This is a genomic window from Streptococcus sp. 714 (assembly GCF_013277115.1).
In the GTDB taxonomy this organism is placed as follows: Bacteria; Bacillota; Bacilli; order Lactobacillales; family Streptococcaceae; genus Streptococcus.
This window is the reverse complement of record NZ_VMMH01000024.1, coordinates 1-20,569: the sequence shown is the minus strand read 5'-3', so window position 1 is coordinate 20,569 and position 20,569 is coordinate 1. Positions and strand designations below refer to the sequence as shown.

Here is a 20,569-nt window from a genome sequence, read left to right as displayed (position 1 = left end):
AGAAACCTGAGGCCAAGACCCCAGGTTTTTCTTATTCATAGGTTACGACTGTGACCGCACCCTTGTCATACTCAGCGATAAAGATATTGGCTACATTGTCATGCCCTTGCTTGCTGAGGTTATCAAGCAACCACTCTTCGTTACGACCAATCGACTCCAAAACATCGACTTGTATCACACCGTCAGTCACAACTGGATACTTAGGATTTTCATCTCCCATTTGGACCACGATGAGTTGGCCATTTTGCTCCTGCACAGCTCGTTTGACTTGCTTCATCTGGAAAATTCCTTGGCTACGAAGTTTGAGGGCTACATCCGATGCAGACAAGCCAACTGAACGACAGGCTTCTGGGTCAATCTGCCCATTTTTGATAAGGAGAGTTGGTTTTCCATCAATCAAGCGTTTGACAAAACGAACATTGTTATTGAGCCACTTGAGGGTCAAGACCAAAATCGTCCACATCATCAAAATCACTGCATACTGGAGAATACTGATAGAACTATTGTAAATCACCCCACCAATGATACCACCGAGAACATAGTTCTGAATTTGGTCTGTCGCAGAGTTAGGTGCTAGGTTCCCCTTTCCTGTCACATTGATAACAAAAACAAGCGAGAAGAGCCCCAAGGCCAGTTTGATTAAAATTTCCATATAATTGAGTGTCATTTGTTTACCTCCACCAATTCAATAGCATCTGTTTGATGCAATTCTAATTTCTCTAAAAGATACTTGTCTGGTTGGCTCCCGTTCATGGCACGATAGACATTTGAACCTACCTTGACAAGCGCTCCATCAGTGGCTGCAGAAGTATTGACATAGACTTCTGATTTATCCACTCCCAAGTCTTTGGAAACAACCTCTATGAAATGAAGGGAGGTTTGAAATTGATTGTTAGAGGCTTGATTGGTCTGGTATTTTGAAATTGTCACTAAAAGCATGGCCACTAAGGTCAAGGCCAAAATCATGACCAATTCCCGAAACTTAGTCCCCTTTTTATCTCGATAGGCCTTAAAGGCAAAAAATCCTGTGATAGCTAGGAGAACAATTCCAAAACCAATCATGATTCCATTTTGTTGACTGATTTGGCTAAGTACATAGTCATATGAGTAAAATTTCATTTATTTTCACTCCCTTTCATAAAATCATTCTTAATTATAAACGAAAGAGAGTGATTTTTCAAGCCATACGTTGGGGAAATAGACCTTTTTTTGGTATAATAAAATCTATAATCTGAATGAAAAAGGTAACTTTATGAAACTTATCTCATGGAATATTGATTCCCTCAATGCTGCCCTAACTAGTGACTCAGCTCGCGCGAAATTGTCCCAAGAAGTCCTACAAACCTTGGTCGCTGAAAATGCTGATATCATTGCTATCCAAGAAACCAAGCTTTCTGCCAAGGGCCTAACAAAAAAACACCTAGAAGTTTTAGAAGAACTCTTCCCAGGCTACGAAAACACGTGGCGTTCTTCTCAAGAACCTGCCCGAAAAGGCTATGCTGGAACCATGTTCCTCTATAAGAAAGAACTTACGCCTACTATCAGCTTCCCAGAAATCGGTGCTCCGTCTACCATGGACTTGGAAGGTCGTATCATCACCTTAGAATTTGATGAATTTTTCGTAACCCAAGTTTACACTCCAAACGCTGGCGACGGTCTCAAACGCTTGGAAGAACGTCAAGTCTGGGATGTCAAATATGCGGAGTATTTAGCTCAACTAGACAAAGAAAAACCAGTCCTTGCGACCGGTGACTACAATGTGGCCCACAATGAAATCGACCTTGCAAATCCTGCTAGCAACCGCCGTTCACCTGGATTTACCGACGAGGAGCGTGCTGGATTTACCAACCTTTTAGCAACTGGATTTACCGATACTTTCCGCCACATTCATGGCGATGTTCCAGAACGCTACACTTGGTGGGCGCAACGCAGCAAGACTTCTAAAATCAACAATACAGGCTGGAGAATCGACTACTGGCTCACCAGCAACCGCATCGCTGACAAGGTGACTAAGTCTGATATGATTGACTCAGGTGCTCGCCAAGACCATACACCCATTGTCTTGGAAATTGAGCTCTAAGGAGAAAGCTAATGGACTATCAAGCTGTCATTCCTGAATTTGTAGTATCTGACCTCGAAAAGTCACGCCACTTCTACTGCGACTTGCTGGGATTTTCTGTCGAATACGCACGTCCAGAGGAGAAATTTCTCTTCCTCTCGCTTGAAGACTGCCAACTTATGCTAGAAGAAGGCAGCACAGAAGAATTAGCCCAACTAACCTATCCTTTCGGGCGCGGTGTCAATATTTCCTTTGGCATTGAAGATGTCCCTCAGCTCCACCAAAAACTGCTGGAAGCTGACTATCCTATCCATCGTCCGCTGACCAAAAGAGAATTTCGAGTGGGAGATAGCTTTATTTACCCTCACGAATTTGCAGTTTTGGATCCAGATGGCTATTTTTTAAGATTTAGCGAATAGAAAAAATCTTTCAAATCAGAAAAAGGCATATTGTCAGATCTTGAAGAATCTTGATAATATGTCTTTTATGATGAAAAAAACTTCTAAAGGTTAGCCTATAATTGATAATTTGTCCATTTTTCTTCAATTTATTCGTTTTTTATATCCAAATACTAACAAAATATTTGATTTCTAAAGTTATTTAGTGTAAAATAAAAACATTGACACAAGCCTATTTAAAATTGAATATCGTTTTACTTGTTTATGTCGTGAATTGGCACGACGTTTCTACAAGGTGCCGGAACACCTAACAATAAGTAAGTTAGCTTGAGGGGATGGTCTTTTTTGCCATGCCTATTTTGGGGACTTACTTAGGGGATTAAGTAGGTCCTTTTTTCTATTAGTTTTTTCTGGTTAAGGATCAGAAACAAGCAAATGGATTGGCTTTTAGACTTTAGGAGGTCTTATGAAATTATTAGAAGAGCGCATCCTCAAGGATGGGCATATCTTGGGTGATAACATCCTCAAGGTGGATTCCTTTTTAACCCACCAAGTTGACTTTAGCTTGATGCGAGAGATTGGTAAGGTTTTTGCGGCAAAATTCGCTGCTGCTGGCATTACCAAGGTTGTGACCATTGAAGCGTCAGGCATTGCACCAGCCGTTTTTACAGCTGAAGCCTTAAACGTTCCCATGATTTTCGCCAAAAAAGCTAAAAACATTACTATGAACGAAGGAATCTTAACTGCCCAAGTCTACTCCTTTACCAAGCAGGTGACTAGCACCGTTTCCATCGCTGGAAAATTCCTCTCACCCGAGGACAAGGTCTTGATTATTGACGATTTCCTTGCTAACGGCCAAGCAGCTAAAGGTTTGATTCAAATCATCGAACAAGCCGGTGCTAGAGTCGAAGCTATCGGTATCGTGATTGAAAAATCCTTCCAAGATGGTCGTGATTTGCTTGAAAAAGCAGGCTATCCCGTCCTATCACTTGCTCGTTTGGATCGTTTTGAAAATGGTCAGGTCGTATTTAAGGAGGCAGATCTCTAATGCAAACTCAAGAAAAACACTCGCAAGCAGCCATTCTTGGCTTGCAGCACTTACTAGCCATGTACTCAGGATCTATCCTGGTTCCCATCATGATTGCAACAGCCCTTGGCTATTCAGCTGAGCAGTTGACCTATCTGATTTCCACAGATATCTTCATGTGTGGGGTGGCAACCTTCCTCCAACTCCAACTCAACAAATACTTTGGGATTGGACTCCCAGTCGTTCTTGGAGTTGCCTTCCAGTCGGTAGCTCCCTTGATTATGATTGGTCAAAGCCATGGTAGTGGTGCTATGTTTGGTGCCCTTATCGCATCAGGGATTTACGTAGTTCTTGTTTCAGGCATCTTCTCAAAAGTAGCCAATCTCTTCCCATCTATCGTAACTGGATCTGTTATTACCACGATTGGTTTAACCTTGATTCCTGTCGCTATTGGAAATATGGGAAATAACGTTCCAGAGCCAACTGGTCAAAGTCTTCTGCTTGCAGCCATCACTGTTCTGATTATCCTCTTGATTAACATTTTTACCAAAGGATTTATCAAGTCAATCTCCATTTTGATTGGACTGGTTGTCGGAACTGCCATCGCTGCTAGCATGGGCTTGGTGGACTTCTCTCCTGTTGCGGCAGCACCTCTTGTCCATGTCCCAACCCCACTCTACTTTGGGATGCCAACTTTTGAAATCTCCTCTATTGTCATGATGTGTATCATCGCAACGGTGTCTATGGTTGAGTCGACTGGTGTTTACCTAGCCTTGTCTGATATCACGAAAGACCCAATCGACAGCACGCGCCTGCGTAACGGTTACCGTGCAGAAGGTTTAGCTGTACTTCTCGGAGGAATCTTTAACACCTTCCCTTACACAGGATTTTCACAAAACGTTGGTCTGGTTAAATTATCAGGTATCAAGAAACGCCTGCCAATCTACTACACAGCTGGTTTCCTGGTTCTCCTTGGACTCCTTCCTAAGTTTGGCGCCCTTGCCCAAATCATTCCGAGCCCTGTCCTCGGTGGTGCCATGCTGGTGATGTTTGGTTTTGTCTCGATTCAAGGAATGCAAATTCTCGCCCGTGTTGACTTTGCCAACAATGAACACAACTTCCTTATCGCAGCTGTATCAATCGCTGCAGGAGTTGGACTCAACAACAGTAATCTCTTCGTTAGTATGCCGACAGCCTTCCAAATGTTCTTCTCAAACGGAATCGTCGTAGCCAGCCTACTTGCCATTGTCCTCAATGCCGTACTAAATCATAAAAAGAAATAAGAAAAGAGGTGTGAGCCTCTTTTTTTGTTTATCTATATCCTTACCTGTCTATCTTCTGACCTCTGGCCTGTGACAAACATGGTAAAGGTTGCTTTGCAGACGTTTCTGCCCTCTTGATTGGTGATATCGACATCCACTACACAGGTTGTGCGACCTTGATGGACGCATTCTCCTTTAATGGTCAACACGTCGTCGAGTTTTCCTGCCTTGAGGTAGTTGATAGAGGATTGAAGTGTCACCCCATCAAGCCCCAGCGAGATAACCACCAAACCACTAATCTGGTCACAAAGGGTGAAAAGATAGCCACCATGGGCATTGCCATAGTAGTTGAGCGACGAGTCCACTACTTTGGTCGTCACCACAACGTGACCATCTCTCATTTGTTCAATTTCGTAATTTTCAAAGGCAGATATAGCGTCAAAATGAAAATCTTTCATCGTTTCCTCCTGATAGTTCAAACGACACTATGATACTACATTTTATAGGACTGTGCAAGGAGAAAGCTCCTAGTCTGGCAAAATTCCGACCTGCTCTACAAAGCGCATAAAGGCTGCTTGTCCTTGTTCCGTCTGCTTGTAAACTCCAGCGTCCTCAAGTACACGCGCAAAAATAGTACCCACAGAGTCCTTGACGATTTCAAGGGCTTTTTCTTTATCTGTTATGTCTGGATATTGGGCTCTAAGTTGGTCTGCCCATTCCTGATGATAGTCGGCAACTATATCACCATCTCCCACGAGGTAGCTAGCCACCTGCTCTACTTCTGCTTTCAAACGAGGTGGTAAGATAGCCAAGCCCATAACCTCAATCAAGCCGATATTTTCCTTCTTGATATGTTGAACATCCTTGTGGGGATGATAGATGCCATCAGGATGCTCTGGCGATGTCTGGTTGTCTCGCAAGACCAAGTCCAACTCAAACTGGCCATCGCGTTTACGGGCAATGGGTGTGATGGTATGGTGTGGTGTTCCATTACTTTCTGCCAAGACTTGCACCCTTGGATCTGAATACTGACGCCATTCCTGCAAAATCTTATCAGCCAAGTTGATTAAATCTTCTTTGGAATCCGAGGTCAAACGTAGCACTGACATAGGCCACTTGACAATCCCTGCCTTGACCTGCTCAAAACTAGCAAAACGGAAAGTCTTTTGCAAGGGAGCCAATTCCATAGGAAATACGTGACGGCCTCCCTGATAGTGGTCATGAGTTAGAATAGACCCCCCTACAATTGGTAAGTCCGCATTTGAACCCGCAAAATAGCCCGGAAACTGCTCTACGATAGCCAGTAGACGCTCAAAACTCTGACGACTAATAGCCATAGGACGATGCTGGCCGTCTAAGAAAATACAGTGCTCATTAAAATAAGCATAAGGCGAATACTGGAAACCCCACTCCTGACCAGCCATTTCAAAACGGATAATGCGGTGATTTCTACGAGCTGGGTGGTTTACCCGACCATGGTAGCCTTCATTCTCTAGACAAAGCTGACACTGGGGATAATTGCTAGCTTGCACCAACTTGGCTGCCGCAATCTCTTTGGGATCCTTTTCAGGCTTAGAGAGATTGATGGTAATTTCTAGCTCTCCGTAGTCAGATGGAACACGATAAGCGATATTTTTAGCAATGGCCTTGAGCTTGATGTAGTCATTTTTCTGGCTAAGTTGGTAAAAGTCCGCAATCGCCTGCTCTGGTGACTGGACATAGGTTGCCCAAAAGTCACGATTGACCTGACTCGGACAAGGAGTCACCAAGTCCATCAGTTCAGCACCAAGGATTTCACGCGCAGTCTGACTATCCTCAATCGTCTCTAATCGAACGGCTTCCTCAACCAGCTGGTCCTTGAGGTCAATCAATTTATCCAGATTGGTCTCAACTTCCAAAACACCATCTCCCACTCGTGCCAAAACACGATTGGTCAGGTAGATTCGATCCATTTCTTCAAATGAACTTCCTGCAATGACTTCCGTGATAAATGCATCTAGAACTCCCTGACTCATTGATTCTCCTTCTTACTTTCTAAATAGTCTCTGACAGCATCTAAATCCTGAAAAACTTGTTCTGTTTTATTTAAGAAAGACTGTGCTGGTATTTTTAAGTCTGGAATACAAATAACTGGTATCCCAGCTCTATAGGCTGCTTCTATCCCTGCTTCACTATCCTCTAATACTAAGCAATTCTCTGGCAAAACATTCAAATCACTACAGGCCTTTAAAAATATATCAGGGTAAGGTTTACTTCGCTTTACATCTTTTGCAAAAACTAGATGGTCAAATAGGGACAGTATACCATTACTATCCAAAATCATTCTAGCTCTAGATTCAACACTTGAAGTTGCTAAAGCGATTGGAATACCTTCTCTTTGCAAAAAAGCAAGCAAATTTTTAGCACCTTTTTTTAAATTTACACCTTTGGCTAAAATTCGAGCTTCCAGTTCATAAACTTTTTCCAAGGTTTGGTCAAAGTTCCAAGGTAAATCATAGGTATCCAAAAATCGTTGAACATTCTCCTCTTCCCTATGTCCACTGTATTCTCTAGAATAAGTTTCTTCTGTGAAAGGAATTCCAAAATCTCTAAGCAATTCTTGATAAACTTTTAGAGAAATGATCTCAGTATCAGCTAATAAGCCGTCTAAATCAAATATTACGGCTTCCATATACTTCTCTCCTAGTCTAAAACGCGAGTGCCACCTGCAACTTCAGCGATATAGAAGCTTGGAGCATATCCGACTACTTCCTCGTAGTGCTTACCAACAGCTTCCTTAAAGGACTCAACTGTATCTTTTTGCACCAAAGCAATAGCACATCCGCCAAATCCTGCCCCTGTCATACGAGCACCGAGAACACCTTCTTGTGCCCAAGCTGTGTGAACGAGGGTATCTAATTCCAAGCCTGTTACTTCATAATCATGCTCCAAAGAAACGTGAGATGCATTCATCAAGCGACCAAAGGTTTCTAAATCACCTGCTTGAAGGGCTGCTTGAGCTTTAAGGGTACGTTGGTTTTCAAGCACAGCATGGCGAGCACGTTTCATACGATTTTCGTCTTTAATCAGGTAGCTGTATTGGTCAAAGGCCCACTCATCCAACTCACCTAAGGTCTGAATATCCAAGGCAACTTGCAATTCTTCGACTGCTGTTTCACACTCAGCACGGCGTTCATTGTATTTAGAGTCCGCCAACTCACGGCGTTTGTTGGTATTCATAATAACAACAACATTATCCTTCAAATCAAGTGGTACCAAATCGTATTCTAAAGTATTGGTATCTAGGTAAATAGCGCGTTGGTCAGCACCCATACCAATAGCAAACTGGTCCATGATACCAGAGTTGACTCCGATAAAGTTATTTTCTGTTTGTTTTCCGATTTTAACCAAATCCAAACGGTCTAGTTTTAAATCAAAAAGATGCTCTGCCACAACCCCTGTCAACAGTTCCAAGGACGCTGATGAAGACAAGCCAGCACCATTTGGGATATTCCCATAAACATAAAAATCAAAACCTTTATCAATCACGTGCCCAGCTTCTTGCAAGAAATGAAGAACCCCTTTTGGATAGTTGGTCCAGTTGTGCTCTTTTTCAAATTTGAGATTAGCAAGAGGAACTTCGATAATACCCTTGTCCTCAAAGTTGGCTGAGTAGAAACGCAAAACTTGGTCATCACGTTTGCGAGCAGCCCCATAAGTTCCTAAGGAAATAGCAGCAGGAAAAACGTGTCCGCCATTGTAGTCTGTGTGCTCACCAATCAAGTTGATACGACCTGGTGAGAAGAAAGTTTGGTCTGCTTCTTGACCAAAAACAGCAAGAAAGTCTTTGCGAAGTGCTTCAGCAGTAAGATGTTGTGTCATATGAATTCTCCTTTGACTGTCCGTTAAGTCGTCTTAACGTGTAATCGTTTTCTTCTATTGTATCCAAGGAATTTCCCAAGGTCAATCCTTTTTACTAAACTTTTACTAAACTATCAGTAAAAAGCAGAAAAATATGATATACTAACCTAAAAGAAGGAGGAGGATTTATGGCTACCTTAAAAGACATTGCACAGCTAGCCTCTGTCTCTATCGCGACCGTATCCCGTGTCCTCAACCGCGACCAGAGCCTATCTGTTACAGAAGAAACCAGACACCGTATTTTAACTGTTGCTGAAGAGCTAGGCTACACCAAACACCTCAAGACAGGCGAGTCCCACAAGCCCAAGCAAAAGATTGCCATTATCCAATGGGTCAGCGAACAAGGGGAGCTGGACGACCTCTACTACTACCAGATTCGCCTCGGGATTGAAAAAAGAGCCCAAGAGTTGGACTATGATATCTTGCGCTATTTTAATGACCATCCTTTTACACTGAGCGAGGAAGTGATTGGGATTCTTTGCATCGGAAAGTTCAGCCGATCACAAATCTCTGCCTTTGAAGAATACCAAAAACCTCTTGTATTTCTAGACAGCGATACCCTTTCTCTTGGACACACCTGCATTATCACGGATTTTTACACTGCCATGAAACAGGTTGTCGATTATTTCCTCAGTCAGGGACTGGACAGTATCGGGATTCTAACAGGCCTTGAGGAAACAACTGACCAAGAAGAAATTATTGAGGATAAACGGCTGGAGAATTTTAAAAACTACAGTCAGACAAAGGGAATCTATCATGATGAACTTGTCTTTCAAGGAAGCTTTACTGCCCAGTCTGGCTATGACTTGATGAAGGAGGCTATTCAGAACTTGGGAGACCAACTCCCACCAGCCTTTTTTGCTGCCAGCGATAGTTTAGCCATTGGTGCCCTCCGTGCCCTCCAAGAAGCTGGAATCAGCCTACCAGACCGCGTCAGCCTTATTTCCTTTAACGACACTAGCCTGACCAAGCAAGTTTATCCTCCCCTTTCTAGCATCACGGTCTATACTGAGGAAATGGGCCGAGCAGGCATGGATATTCTTAACAAGGAAGTTCTCCACGGCCGCAAAATCCCTAGCTTGACTATGCTGGGAACCAGACTGACTTTAAGAGAGAGTACTCTGCCCTAACTCCACAAATTAAACATGACAAAAAATCCTAATAGAGAGTCTCAAATCTCCATTAGGATTTTCTTTTTTAATCCATCACAATCATAGACTTAATAGTCTTACGTTCGTCCATGTCTTTATAAGCCTGGTCAATATCTTCTAATTTATAGCTCGAAGTAAAGACGCGACCTGGATTGATATCACCATCAAGGACAGCCTTGAGCAAGAACTGCTTGTTATAAGTTGTGACAGAAGCTGGACCACCGCCGATTATTGTATTTTGACCAAAGGTTGAGCCAATGGCACGATTTTCATAGTGCGGTACTCCAACAAAGCCCAAACGACCTCCATTATGGAGAACACCAAGAGCTTGATCTACGGCTGCTTCAGTCCCAACACATTCAAGGGCTGCATCTGCTCCACCACCAAGGATTTCACGGACTTTGGCAATTCCCTCTTGACCACGTTCAGCTACAACTGCTGTCGCACCTGATTCCAAGGCCATCTTTTGGCGGTCTTCATGACGGCTCATAAGGATAATTTGTGATGCACCACGCATTTTAGCGGCGATAACAGCACATTGCCCAACAGCCCCGTCACCAATCACCACAACCTTATCCCCTTTTTGCACATTAGCAACACGCGCTGCATGATAGCCAGTCGGCATGACATCAGCAAGTGTCAAAAGTGACTTGAGCATGCCTTCGCTATAATCTGAAGGTTGACCTGGAATTTTCACAAGTGCCCAATTAGCAAAGTGGAAACGGATATACTCAGCCTGGACACCACTTGACCAATTGGTGCCAATATGGCGGTCACAAGTCCCATCATAGCCAGCTCGACAGGCATCACACTCCCCACAACCATGTGTAAACGGAGCAATGACAAAGTCACCTGGTTTTACTGTAGTAACGTTCTCACCAACTTCTTCGACAATCCCGATTGCCTCATGACCGCTATTTCCATGTCCTTCTTCGATTTCAGGATTACGGTAACTCCAAAGGTCCGAACCACAAACGCAAGTACGGACAATGCGGATAATAGCATCATCTGCTTCTATAATTTGCGGGCGTTCAATTGTAGCAAGTCCAACCTGACCTGCCTTTGTATATACTGCTGATTTCATTTAAAATTTTCCTTCCTTATAAAGTTTAATTTTGTGATTTAATCGATTTAAGGCCACCCGCAACTGAGACAAGCGCTCCTCTAATTTTTTCTTTTCCTCTTCTAAAATATCAATCCTTTCCGCCCTCGTTTCATCTCCCTTTTGGTAGAGCGACATATAGTCAACTAAACTATCTACAGAGACACCCGCCGAACGAAAACACTTAATAAATTCCAGCGCCTCAATATCCTGATCTTGAAAATCACGAATCCCAGTTGCAGTACGAGTAATCGGTGGTACAAGACCAACCCGTTCATAATACCGAATCGTATCCGCTGAAATTCCCAACAAATCACTGGCAGATTTAATATTCATACACTAACCTCCTCTCATTTTATTCACTGAGTTTAAGCTATTCGAACTCACTTATCTTATTATATAACTTTGAGTTGACTCCAAGTCAAGCATTTTGCATCTAATCGAAAAATTTTTTATAATTATCAATCATACATCTGGAGTTTATACAATGCTCTTAACTTACCAATCTTTTAAATTATTTAAATAATAAAGAAAATACTCTATCCCAAATACGATAGTACCCAATCATTTTTCCTAATGTTGATGCTCCTGACTCCGCTCCAAGTCACACACCTTTCGCTTATGGGCTCGGTGGGTTGCTAGGTCTTCATCAACCTCAATGGTGACGTTTTGAAAACCACAATCTTTGAGGAAAATTCGAATAGATTCTTTACAAGCTTCCATATTTCCCACTTCTTTTATACAAACATGGACAATGGCATTTTTTTCCAAACCATCCATAGTCCAGAGATTAAGCTGATTAAGACTGGCCACATTGTCCAATCGCTCCAGCCCATTCTTTACTTGCTTGATATCAAGACCTTCTGGCACAGCATCCAAGAAAATCTTGAGCGTAGACCAAAAACGTGGAAGAGCTTTTGAAAGAATAAAGAAAGAAATGACAAGGGACAAAAGTGGATCTAGGATATACCAGTTCGTGAATCGAAGAACAATGGCCATTAGGATGACAGCCACCCACCCTAGGGTATCTTCCAGAAAATGCAGACTCAGAATAGACTCATTCTTTGTCTTTCCCTTACTAACCACTAGACTGGCTAACACATTAATAGTAATCGCAATCATTCCTAACCAGAGAATCCCCTCATCATTGACTGGTTGCGGATTTAAAATCTTCGTGACATTTTCCAAAATGACTAGAACAGATCCTGTCATGAGTATTATCGCTGTCACCAAGGCTCCTAGCAGACTAAAACGCTTATAGCCCAAGGTGTACTGATTGTCTTCCTCACGATTAGAGATGGTTTCTAGAAAAGCTGATATTCCAATTGCAATCGCATCTCCCAAGTCATGCACAGAGTCAGCAAGCACTGCACTGGACCCAAATAATCCACCAGCGATAAACTCGACAATGGCATAAGTCACATTTAAGAAAAAAGCTAGCCAAACAGCATATTTTGCCTTCATATTTCTCATTCCTTTGTTATAATAGATTCATGAACACCTTGTTCACTATCATTATCCACTAAAACTTGAAGAAAGGATAGAAGCAAAGCGTCAGCTTTATTCAGTTCTGAACAATTTGCCTCAAGTGTCCATATGACTAAGATTGACCGCCGTATCAGTAAAACAAAAAAAGCCATCTATCAAGCTTTTCTACAACTTTTGAATGCTAAAGGTTACGAGGCTACTACTGTTCAGGCTATCATTGATCTCGCAGATGTGGGCCGCTCCACATTTTACTGCCACTATGAGAGCAAGGAGCTGCTTCTAGACGAGCTCTGTCGCTACCTCTTCCATCACCTCTTTGAAAGAGAGCAATCTATTTCAACCGAAGATTACCTCGCCCACCTCTTTCTGCATTTTCAGAAAAATCAAGACCATATCACCAGTCTTCTATTCTCCAAAAATGACTACTTCCTCCGTCAACTTCAGAGAGAGTTGGAATACCACGTCTATCCCATGCTGGCTGATGATTTGAGAGAAGCTCACCCAGGTCTGCCTACTTCTTATCTCCAACACTTAGTTGTTACCAACTTTATCGAGACATTGACCTGGTGGCTAAAAAAAGGACAAGACTTCACAGAACAAGAAGTTGTCCAGTTTTATCTAGACCTTCTCATTACTAAAAATTGAATACAGAGTAGAGCTCAGTTGCCTTATACCTAGGCTACTGAGTTTTTCATTTTTTTAACAATAAAAGAGGACCAACTGATCCTCTTTTTCATAATATAATACTCTTCGAAAATCTCTTCAAACCACGTCAACGTCGCCTTGCCGTAGATATATGTAACTGACTTCGTCAGTCTTATCTACAACCTCAAAGCAGTGCTTTGAGCAACCTGCGGCTAGTTTCCTAGTTTGCTCTTTGATTTTCATTGAGTATAAAATCCTTTATTATCAACTCTTTCTGTTTTAATCGAAATCTCAAAACAGTACTTTTAAACATCTTTTCCTAGTTAGGTAAGTCAGTATTCTGCTTAGCTGCCTTGCTCCACTGGTACCAACCAACTAAACTATTAATCAGGTAAATCAGATATTTTCCTTGAATTTGCAGACTTTCTCCCCACCAGAGATAGATTGAAAAGACATTAGTAGCTGCCCAGAATATCCATTGTTCACGGTAAACAGCTGTCATGAGAATTTGTCCTACCCCATTGGTCGCATCGGTGATGGAATCGCGATAGGGACGATTGGCACCAATAGACTGATAAATGAAGCCAAAGGCCAACCACCAAAGAACACTAATGGAAAGATACTTGGTCCAACCCTTGCCATCCAGTTTACGTGCGACAAACTCCTGTTTTTCTTTCTTGAACTGAGCTTGATAAATCCAAACTAGAAGACCAATTGGCTGCATGACCGTGAAGTAAAGGGTCGTCAATACCTCACCATAAAAGCCTTTCTGTAGGGCCAAGATAAGGTAGATAACAGAGTTAATCAAGCCAAAAAGATAGTTACTTGCTCGACCTTCCGACACAAAGATAACACAGATAATCCCTGTCAGACTACAAATCATCCCAATCCAGTCAACAATACGGTGTTCATAAATCAATTCCAGCCAGAGAGGAAAACTTCCTAAAACCAGCAAATAAAGCCACTGGGCAAAACTACGATGGGCAAAAAGGTCATCCCAGATAGCCTTCATAGTTCCTGAAAATCCTAAATCAGCCATCGCCGTAACCATACGACGGTAACCACCTGACATTTCACCTAGGGTTGTTTTGATATTCTCAATTTTCTTTTGCAAATAAGTATGCATCATTTCTCCTTTTGTTTTTAAAGAGCCGTGTCTGGATAGACTTTCGGACGCAACGCTCTATTAGATAATGAACTGTCTATACACAAGATTCCCAACCTTAGTCGACATGAGCTGAAAATCCTTATTTGTTAAGTAGTTCACAACACATTATACACCTATTTTATGAATAGTCAAGTGTCTTTACAGTAAAATTTGCAAATTCCTGAAAATTTTCTCTTATTTTCCATTTTGAAAGACATTTTGGAACTCTAATATCAAAAAGCCCAGACGACATTGTCTGAGCATTCTTCTATATAGGCGTTTAAGCAAGTTGAGTTTAGCATTCTCAGTCTATTTCTTCAACAAACCTTGTTCTTGTAAAAACTCCTTGGCTACTTGTTCTGCTGACTTGCCTTCGACACCAACTTGGTAGTTGAGCTGACTCATCTGGCTTTCAGTAATTTTACCAGCCAATTTATTGAGAACTTTTTCTAACTCAGGATGTTTCTTGAGAAGAGCTTCTTTCATGAGTGGAGCTCCTTGATAAGGTGGGAAGAGTTGCTTGTCATCTTCCAAGACCTGCAAATCATAACGCGCCAACTCTGCATCCGTCGAATAGGCATCCGTGATTTGAATATCGCCTGACTGAATCGCCTGATAGCGGAGGGCTGGCTCCATAGTCGCTACATTGAGATTGAGACCATACATTGATTGCAAGCCCTTATTGCCATCTTCACGGTCATTAAACTCAAGTGTAAATCCAGCCTTCAACTGTCCTTCCACTTTTTTCAAGTCCGAAATAGTCTTCAAGCCGTATTCCTGAGCAATCTTTTTCGGAACAGCTACAGCATAGGTATTTTGATAAGACATAGGTTTGAGATAGGCTAGATGATCCTGTTTGGCAATACCATCACGCGCTACATCATAAACCTGCTCTGGCTCATGACTAACTTTCGGTGATGGTTGAAGCAGACTTTCAGTCACCGTACCGGTAAATTCAGGATAAATATCAATATCGCCTTTTTTCAAAGCTTCATAGAGGAAGCTTGTTTTCCCAAAATTCGGTTTAACAGTCGCAGTCATACTGGTATTTTCTTCAATCAGCAACTTATACATATTGGCCAAAATTTCTGGTTCTGGACCCAATTTCCCAGCAATAACCAAGTTTTCTTTCTCTTTCTGAGCCAAAAGAGCTGGACTATAAGACAGACCGAGCAATATTGTAACCAAAGCAAAACCTGAGAAAATCGTCCGCAATTTTGCTTTTTCCATCACTTTTAGCAGGAAGTTAAAGGCAATGGCCAGCACTGCAGAAGAAAGAGCCCCAATCAAAATCAGACTGGCATTATTACGGTCAATGCCCAAAAGGATAAAGGAACCCAGTCCCCCTGCACCAATCAAGGCAGCCAAGGTTGCGGTACCGATAATCAAGACCGCTGCCGTCCGAATCCCAGACATCATAACAGGCATGGCAAGTGGAATTTCAAACTTCTTGAGTCGCTCCCACCTAGTCATCCCAAAGGCAATACCAGCCTCCTGCAGACTCGGATCAATTCCCTTTAGCCCAGTGATGGTATTTTGTAAAATCGGAAAAATCGCATAAATCACTAGAGCTGTCAAAGCTGGCAAGGTTCCAATTCCCATCAAGGGAATAAAGAGCCCTAACAAGGCTAGAGACGGAATGGTCTGGAAAATCCCTGCAATCTGCAAGACCCAGTCCGCCAACTTCTCATGATAGCGAAGATAAACAGCCAAAGGAATTGCGATAAAAATAGCTAGTAACAAGGTCAAAAGAGACAACTGCAAATGTTGAGATAGAGCTGTCAACCAATCACTAAAACGATCCTGAAAAGTTGCAATTAAATTAGTCACGAACACTACCTCCAAACAAGTCTGCTACAAAGTCTGTTGCAGGCGCTTTTAAAATTGTCTCGGGATTCGCCACCTGACGAATCTCTCCATCCTGCAAGACAGCAATACGGTCCGCCAATTTCAAAGCTTCATCCGTATCATGGGTCACAAAAATCGTTGTCATTCCAAACTCTTTATGCAATTCTTTCGTCAAAACCTGCAACTGTTTTCTCGAAATTGCATCCAAGGCTGAAAAAGGTTCATCCATAAGCAAAATCTTAGGCTGACCAATCATAGCACGAACAATACCAACCCGTTGCTGTTCTCCACCAGATAATTCACTTGGAAGTCGATGCCCATACTCAGCTACTGGTAAACCAACCTTAGCCAAAAGTTCTTCTGTTTTCTTCGCAATTTCTTCCTTAGTCCACCCTTTCATCTCAGGAATCAGGGCAATATTTTCTGCAACCGTTAAATTGGGAAACAGTGCAATGGCCTGTAAAACATAACCAGTAGAAAGACGAAGTTCCCGCTCATCATAGTCTTTGATGCGTTTACCATCCATATAAATATTTCCATCAGTCGGTTCCAAGAGACGGTTAATCATCTTTATCATGGTCGTTTTACCAGATCCAGAAGGTCCAACTAAAACCATAAACTCCCCATTCTTAATCCGTAAATTAACATCTCTCAAAACATCTTTTTCTGTGTAGCGCAAGGCTACATTTTTGTATTCAATCATTCTTTGTCCTCATTTTAAAACTTCCCTCGATTGGTCAAGTCTTCTACCTTAGGCATAACTTCCTTATTGTCCCAATGCTCCACAATTTTCCCATTGTCTAGACGGAAGATATCGTACTGGGCATAGGCAACTCCGTCAATCTGAGTCTGACCATAGCTAACCACATAGTTTCCTTGTCCTAATAGTTGGAAAACAAAGTCAAAAGTGACACCATGTTCAGCCACATAGTTTTTATAAGCAGCACTTCCTTGGCCAATCTCATAACTATGCTGAATCAAATCGTCTGCCACATAATCACTCCACTGCTCCAGTTCCCCATTTTGGAAAATTTCTGTCAAGAAACGGCGAACTAACTTTTTATTTGCTACTGTCTTATCCAAATCCGTGATCTCAAAATCTCCAAAAATCTGGTCTAATTGGCCATTTTCAGGAACACGATAGTAGTCAATGACATCCCAATGCTCCACAATACGTCCATTCTCATCTGCACGGAAAGTATCTGTCGTCACCATTGAGCTTCCCCACCATTCAGATATTGATGAACATGAACAAAGACCAGATTGCCATCCTCAATAGTGCGGACAATCTTAATCTGACGTTCTGGATGACGCTCGAAGAAATTTGCAAAGAAGGCCGCAAACCCTTCTTTTCCGTCAGGCACTCCTGTCGAATGTTGGATATAAGTATCCCCTACAGACTGGGCCTGAGCCTCAGCAACTCGTCCATCTTGAATAGCATGAATGTATAGGTTGTGAGCATTTTTCACTTGTTCTGACATGATTTAAACCTCATTTTCCTTCTCTTTCAGATTCGCCAAAATTCTTTCTTGAAAGGCTTCAAATTGCCGAATTTCTTCCTCTGAAAATCCTTTGTAAAAAATCGTATCCAATTTTTGACTGACACGTTGCCCCACTTCTTTCTGAGACTGCCCCAACTCTGTTAAAACCAAATACTTCTTACGCTTGTCTTTTCCACATGGACTAACGGTTACAAGATTTTGTTCCTCAAGCTTTTTTATCATAGTCGTCAGCGTATTATTAGCAAGACCAGTCGCCAAAGCAATATCTGTCGCAGTTGCACAGCCTGTTTCACTATTCCATAAAACCGCTAAAATCTTCCCCTGCTCACTCCGATAAAGAGCTTCAGGGTCTTGGCTCAGTAACTTTTGAAAAATCCGCCCATTCAACAAACGAATATGATGAGCTAGCAAATGACTATCTTTCATAACACCTCCAATTTATTTCGATATCGAAAAGAATAAAACAATTGTAACACTCATCGTTCTAACTGTCAACTATTTCGATTTAGAAATATTTTTTCCCAGTAAAAAAATCTCCTACACAAGATAGAAGATTGTAATCTTATATACTTAATCCGTCATGTCCGATACCAAAGTTCGATGTTCCAACAGAATACTGCACATAACTAGCAAGAAAATAAATCCTGACTGAATCCAGAAGAGGGCCAGGTCAAAGATTCCGTGTACAGCAACCACTGTAAGGAAAGATAGATAAAGACCGATAATCGGACGTTTTCCCGACTCCTGACTCATATCCATCATCAATCGAACAGGAGCAACAGAAGACAAAACTAATAAAATAGTCCCCACAATTCCGTAACTCAGAATCGTGTCAATATACAGACTGTGAGCATGTTCATGATAAGGAGCATTTATCCGAGGATAAGAGTGCATATAGGTTAATGGCCCCTCACCCCAAAAAGGATTTTGCTTAAACAAGGCCATACCAGCATCCCAAATAGAGATGCGCTCTTCCATAGAAGAATCTAAAGTCCCCATCCTAACTCCCAAATCACTAGAAAAGAGGAAACTCAAGCCAATCGCGAAGACCCCAATACTAAGCCAAAAGGCCTTCCAGTTTTTAATGGTCGTAAAGAGATAGATGATGGCTCCAGCGATAATAGCAGGAAAGGCGGTTCGATTTTGAGTAAAATTCAAACCAAAGAGATTCACAAAGCCTGCAATCACACAGAATACTTTCAACCAATTTAACTTGGTCGTTGTAAACAGATAGAAAGCAATCATGATACAGAAACAACAAATAATTCCATAATAATTAGGGTTAAAGAAGGTCACTTCTGCACGATTCTGATGCCAGACCTGCATATTGGGTGAAAGAAAAGCATAGTTAAATTTCTTCACAATTTGGAAATGTTCTAAACTCGCAAAAGCAGCTGACAATACACTACCAAACAAGACGAGCTGCAAAATCAAGCGAAAGAATTTATGTGATAAAATCGACTGATAGTGCAAAAAGAAAATAGTAAATAGAAACATTCCTACTGAAGCCACAACTCCCATCCAATTTTGTGCAAAAACGGATATAACAGTACTATAGCCAAGAAAAAGAAGCAGCATCGGATGCTCCCCCATTTTCTGAAGAATACTTTTCATGTCTCCTGTAAAAATCAAACTGATAATATATAAACAGAATACAACTACAAAAAGATAAAAGGGTAAAAAGATACTCAGGATAATTCCCAATAAAATCAGCTCTTTACTAGACAACCCTTTCAGCTTTTCAATAAAGCCTATTGATTTCAAAATGAATCCTTTCTCTCCAAATCAATTGATTCAGATAATAGTAAGCTATCCTATATTGTACCACTTTTTTAGCAATTTGAAAACAAAGGAAACGCTTCCCTGGGTAAAAAAGCGAGCAAAAATACTGAGATTTCATAACTCAAGCTTAATGACTAGATTCACTCTAAAAAATCGTGTCGAAAATACTAGGCATATGTTAAAATAGTAGTAATAAAATAAAGATTTGACCAACTATCCAAACTATATTTAAATCATTTACAATTCCTAAAGAAAGGAAACACTATGAAATCCTACCAAGCCGTCTACCAAATTATAGCAAAAGAAACCGATTACATCAGCGGAGAAAAGATTGCAGAAGAACTATCCCTCAGTCGAACATCGATTTGGAAAGCCATCAAGCGATTAGAACAAGAAGGCATTGAAATTGATAGCATCAAAAACAAAGGCTATAAACTGATGAATGGAGATCTTATTCTTCCAGAGATTCTAGAAGAAAATCTTCCAATTAAAGTTAGCTTTAAAACTGAGACTAAATCAACACAACTAGATGCAAAAGAAGCAATTGATTTAGGGAATGAAGCAAATACCCTCTATCTAGCTTCCTATCAAACAGCTGGCCGAGGCCGTTTTCAACGTTCTTTCTACTCCCCACAAGGTGGCATTTATATGACACTCCATCTTAAACCAAATCTTCCTTACGACAAATTACCATCCTACACACTACTTGTAGCTGGAGCTATCTACAAAGCCATTAAGAACCTAACTTTAATAGATGTCGACATAAAATGGGTCAACGATATCTACCTAAAAAATCATAAAATTGGAGGAATCCTCACTGAGGCAATAACCTCTGTAGAAACAGGTTTAGTCACAGATATCATTATTGGAGTAGGAATCAACTTCACTATTAATGATTTCCCACAAGAATTAAAAGAAAAAGCTGCTAGCTTATTTAAATCACCATCTCCTATAACAAGGAATGAATTAATCATAGAAATCTGGCGTGCTTTCTTCGAAACACCAGCAGAAGAGCTATTATACCTATATAAAAAACAGTCATTCGTCCTAGGAAAAGAAGTTACTTTTACACTAGATCAAAAAGACTACAAAGGACTTGCTAAATACATCTCTGAAAATGGAAAACTTTTAGTTCAATGTGATAACGGAAAAGAAATCTGGCTAAATAGCGGAGAAATTTCACTCAAGAGTTGGAAGTAAAATAACACAATTATAAAGCTCTATAATATTTCCCCTATAGATATTATGGAGCCTATTT

At 41.3% G+C, this 20,569-nt stretch carries 21 protein-coding genes, 1 pseudogene and 1 riboswitch; of the genes and pseudogenes, 7 read left to right on the top strand and 15 right to left on the bottom strand.

The features are described from left to right. Window positions 1-31: 31 nt before the first annotated feature. Window positions 32-667 carry a DUF421 domain-containing protein gene (locus HT718_RS08295; RefSeq protein ID WP_000174455.1) on the bottom strand — a complete coding sequence of 212 codons (636 nt, stop codon included), beginning with the start codon at window positions 665-667 and terminating at the stop codon, window positions 32-34. Then, on the bottom strand, window positions 664-1,119 hold the full coding sequence (locus tag HT718_RS08290; RefSeq protein WP_020900359.1) for a DUF3290 family protein: 456 nt from the start codon (window positions 1,117-1,119) through the stop codon (window positions 664-666). Before HT718_RS08290 ends, HT718_RS08295 begins: the two co-directional genes overlap by 4 nt. Window positions 1,120-1,252: 133 nt before the next feature. Between HT718_RS08290 and HT718_RS08285 the strand changes: the two genes are divergently transcribed. From HT718_RS08285 to HT718_RS08270, 4 genes are all read left to right on the top strand, one after another. Beyond that, window positions 1,253-2,080, top strand: coding sequence for an exodeoxyribonuclease III (locus tag HT718_RS08285; RefSeq protein WP_173268162.1), 828 nt, complete (start codon window positions 1,253-1,255; stop codon window positions 2,078-2,080). An 11-nt stretch (window positions 2,081-2,091) separates the two neighbouring features. After that, entirely contained in the window at window positions 2,092-2,478 is a 387-nt protein-coding gene (locus HT718_RS08280; protein ID WP_173268161.1) for a VOC family protein, read from the top strand. Between the two features lie 217 nt (window positions 2,479-2,695). Next, window positions 2,696-2,791: riboswitch (purine riboswitch) on the top strand. Between the two features lie 132 nt (window positions 2,792-2,923). Next, on the top strand, window positions 2,924-3,505 hold the full coding sequence (locus HT718_RS08275) for a xanthine phosphoribosyltransferase (RefSeq protein ID WP_173268160.1): 582 nt from the start codon (window positions 2,924-2,926) through the stop codon (window positions 3,503-3,505). Continuing rightward, complete coding sequence (locus HT718_RS08270) at window positions 3,505-4,767, top strand: nucleobase:cation symporter-2 family protein (RefSeq protein WP_173268159.1); 1,263 nt, start codon at window positions 3,505-3,507, stop codon at window positions 4,765-4,767. Before HT718_RS08275 ends, HT718_RS08270 begins: the two co-directional genes overlap by 1 nt. 32 nt (window positions 4,768-4,799) lie before the next feature. On the opposite strand, the gene HT718_RS08265 is transcribed toward HT718_RS08270, so the two are convergent. From HT718_RS08265 to HT718_RS08250, 4 genes are all read right to left on the bottom strand, one after another. Next, window positions 4,800-5,204 (bottom strand): PaaI family thioesterase, encoded by a 405-nt coding sequence (locus tag HT718_RS08265; RefSeq protein ID WP_000651223.1) that lies wholly within the window; start codon window positions 5,202-5,204, stop codon window positions 4,800-4,802. 69 nt (window positions 5,205-5,273) lie between these two features. Then, window positions 5,274-6,761 carry a UDP-glucose--hexose-1-phosphate uridylyltransferase gene (locus tag HT718_RS08260; RefSeq protein WP_173268158.1) on the bottom strand — a complete coding sequence of 496 codons (1,488 nt, stop codon included), beginning with the start codon at window positions 6,759-6,761 and terminating at the stop codon, window positions 5,274-5,276. Next, a complete protein-coding gene (locus HT718_RS08255; protein ID WP_173268157.1) occupies window positions 6,758-7,417 on the bottom strand; it encodes an HAD family phosphatase in 660 nt (219 codons plus the stop codon). The genes HT718_RS08260 and HT718_RS08255 overlap by 4 nt, the downstream gene beginning before the upstream one ends. A gap of 11 nt (window positions 7,418-7,428) precedes the next feature. Further along, window positions 7,429-8,607, bottom strand: a complete 1,179-nt coding sequence (locus HT718_RS08250; RefSeq protein ID WP_173268156.1) for a galactokinase — start codon at window positions 8,605-8,607, stop codon at window positions 7,429-7,431. Window positions 8,608-8,774: 167 nt separating this feature from the next. On the opposite strand from HT718_RS08250, the gene galR reads away from it, so the two are divergent. Then, window positions 8,775-9,776: a DNA-binding transcriptional regulator GalR gene (galR, locus tag HT718_RS08245; RefSeq protein ID WP_173268155.1), complete on the top strand. Its 1,002-nt coding sequence runs from the start codon at window positions 8,775-8,777 to the stop codon at window positions 9,774-9,776. A 67-nt stretch (window positions 9,777-9,843) separates the two neighbouring features. Here the strand turns inward: galR and HT718_RS08240 are convergent, their stop codons facing one another. From HT718_RS08240 to HT718_RS08230, 3 genes are all read right to left on the bottom strand, one after another. Beyond that, entirely contained in the window at window positions 9,844-10,881 is a 1,038-nt protein-coding gene (locus HT718_RS08240) for an alcohol dehydrogenase catalytic domain-containing protein (protein WP_173268154.1), read from the bottom strand. Continuing rightward, complete coding sequence (gene nmlR / locus HT718_RS08235; RefSeq protein WP_173268153.1) at window positions 10,882-11,235, bottom strand: stress response transcriptional regulator NmlR; 354 nt, start codon at window positions 11,233-11,235, stop codon at window positions 10,882-10,884. A 237-nt stretch (window positions 11,236-11,472) separates the two neighbouring features. After that, complete coding sequence (locus tag HT718_RS08230) at window positions 11,473-12,363, bottom strand: cation diffusion facilitator family transporter (protein ID WP_173268152.1); 891 nt, start codon at window positions 12,361-12,363, stop codon at window positions 11,473-11,475. A gap of 132 nt (window positions 12,364-12,495) precedes the next feature. Here HT718_RS08230 and HT718_RS08225 point away from each other — a divergent pair, with 132 nt between their 5' ends. Continuing rightward, a complete protein-coding gene (locus HT718_RS08225) occupies window positions 12,496-13,032 on the top strand; it encodes a TetR/AcrR family transcriptional regulator (protein WP_049540130.1) in 537 nt (178 codons plus the stop codon). Window positions 13,033-13,351: 319 nt separating this feature from the next. Here HT718_RS08225 and pnuC read toward each other — a convergent pair whose 3' ends face one another. From pnuC to HT718_RS08195, 6 genes and pseudogenes are all read right to left on the bottom strand, one after another. Beyond that, window positions 13,352-14,158: a nicotinamide riboside transporter PnuC gene (pnuC, locus tag HT718_RS08220; protein ID WP_173268174.1), complete on the bottom strand. Its 807-nt coding sequence runs from the start codon at window positions 14,156-14,158 to the stop codon at window positions 13,352-13,354. 330 nt (window positions 14,159-14,488) lie between these two features. Next, window positions 14,489-16,009, bottom strand: coding sequence for an ABC transporter permease/substrate-binding protein (locus HT718_RS08215; protein WP_102211628.1), 1,521 nt, complete (start codon window positions 16,007-16,009; stop codon window positions 14,489-14,491). Continuing rightward, window positions 16,002-16,730, bottom strand: coding sequence for an ABC transporter ATP-binding protein (locus HT718_RS08210; protein ID WP_173268151.1), 729 nt, complete (start codon window positions 16,728-16,730; stop codon window positions 16,002-16,004). Before HT718_RS08210 ends, HT718_RS08215 begins: the two co-directional genes overlap by 8 nt. 14 nt (window positions 16,731-16,744) lie before the next feature. After that, window positions 16,745-17,508 (bottom strand): annotated as a pseudogene (locus tag HT718_RS08205) (nuclear transport factor 2 family protein). A gap of 3 nt (window positions 17,509-17,511) precedes the next feature. Continuing rightward, entirely contained in the window at window positions 17,512-17,955 is a 444-nt protein-coding gene (locus HT718_RS08200; RefSeq protein WP_173268150.1) for a MarR family transcriptional regulator, read from the bottom strand. A gap of 144 nt (window positions 17,956-18,099) precedes the next feature. Further along, a complete protein-coding gene (locus HT718_RS08195; RefSeq protein WP_173268149.1) occupies window positions 18,100-19,293 on the bottom strand; it encodes an O-antigen ligase in 1,194 nt (397 codons plus the stop codon). 282 nt (window positions 19,294-19,575) lie between these two features. Between HT718_RS08195 and birA the strand changes: the two genes are divergently transcribed. Then, entirely contained in the window at window positions 19,576-20,511 is a 936-nt protein-coding gene (gene birA, locus HT718_RS08190; RefSeq protein WP_173268148.1) for a bifunctional biotin--[acetyl-CoA-carboxylase] ligase/biotin operon repressor BirA, read from the top strand. Window positions 20,512-20,569 lie beyond the last annotated feature (58 nt).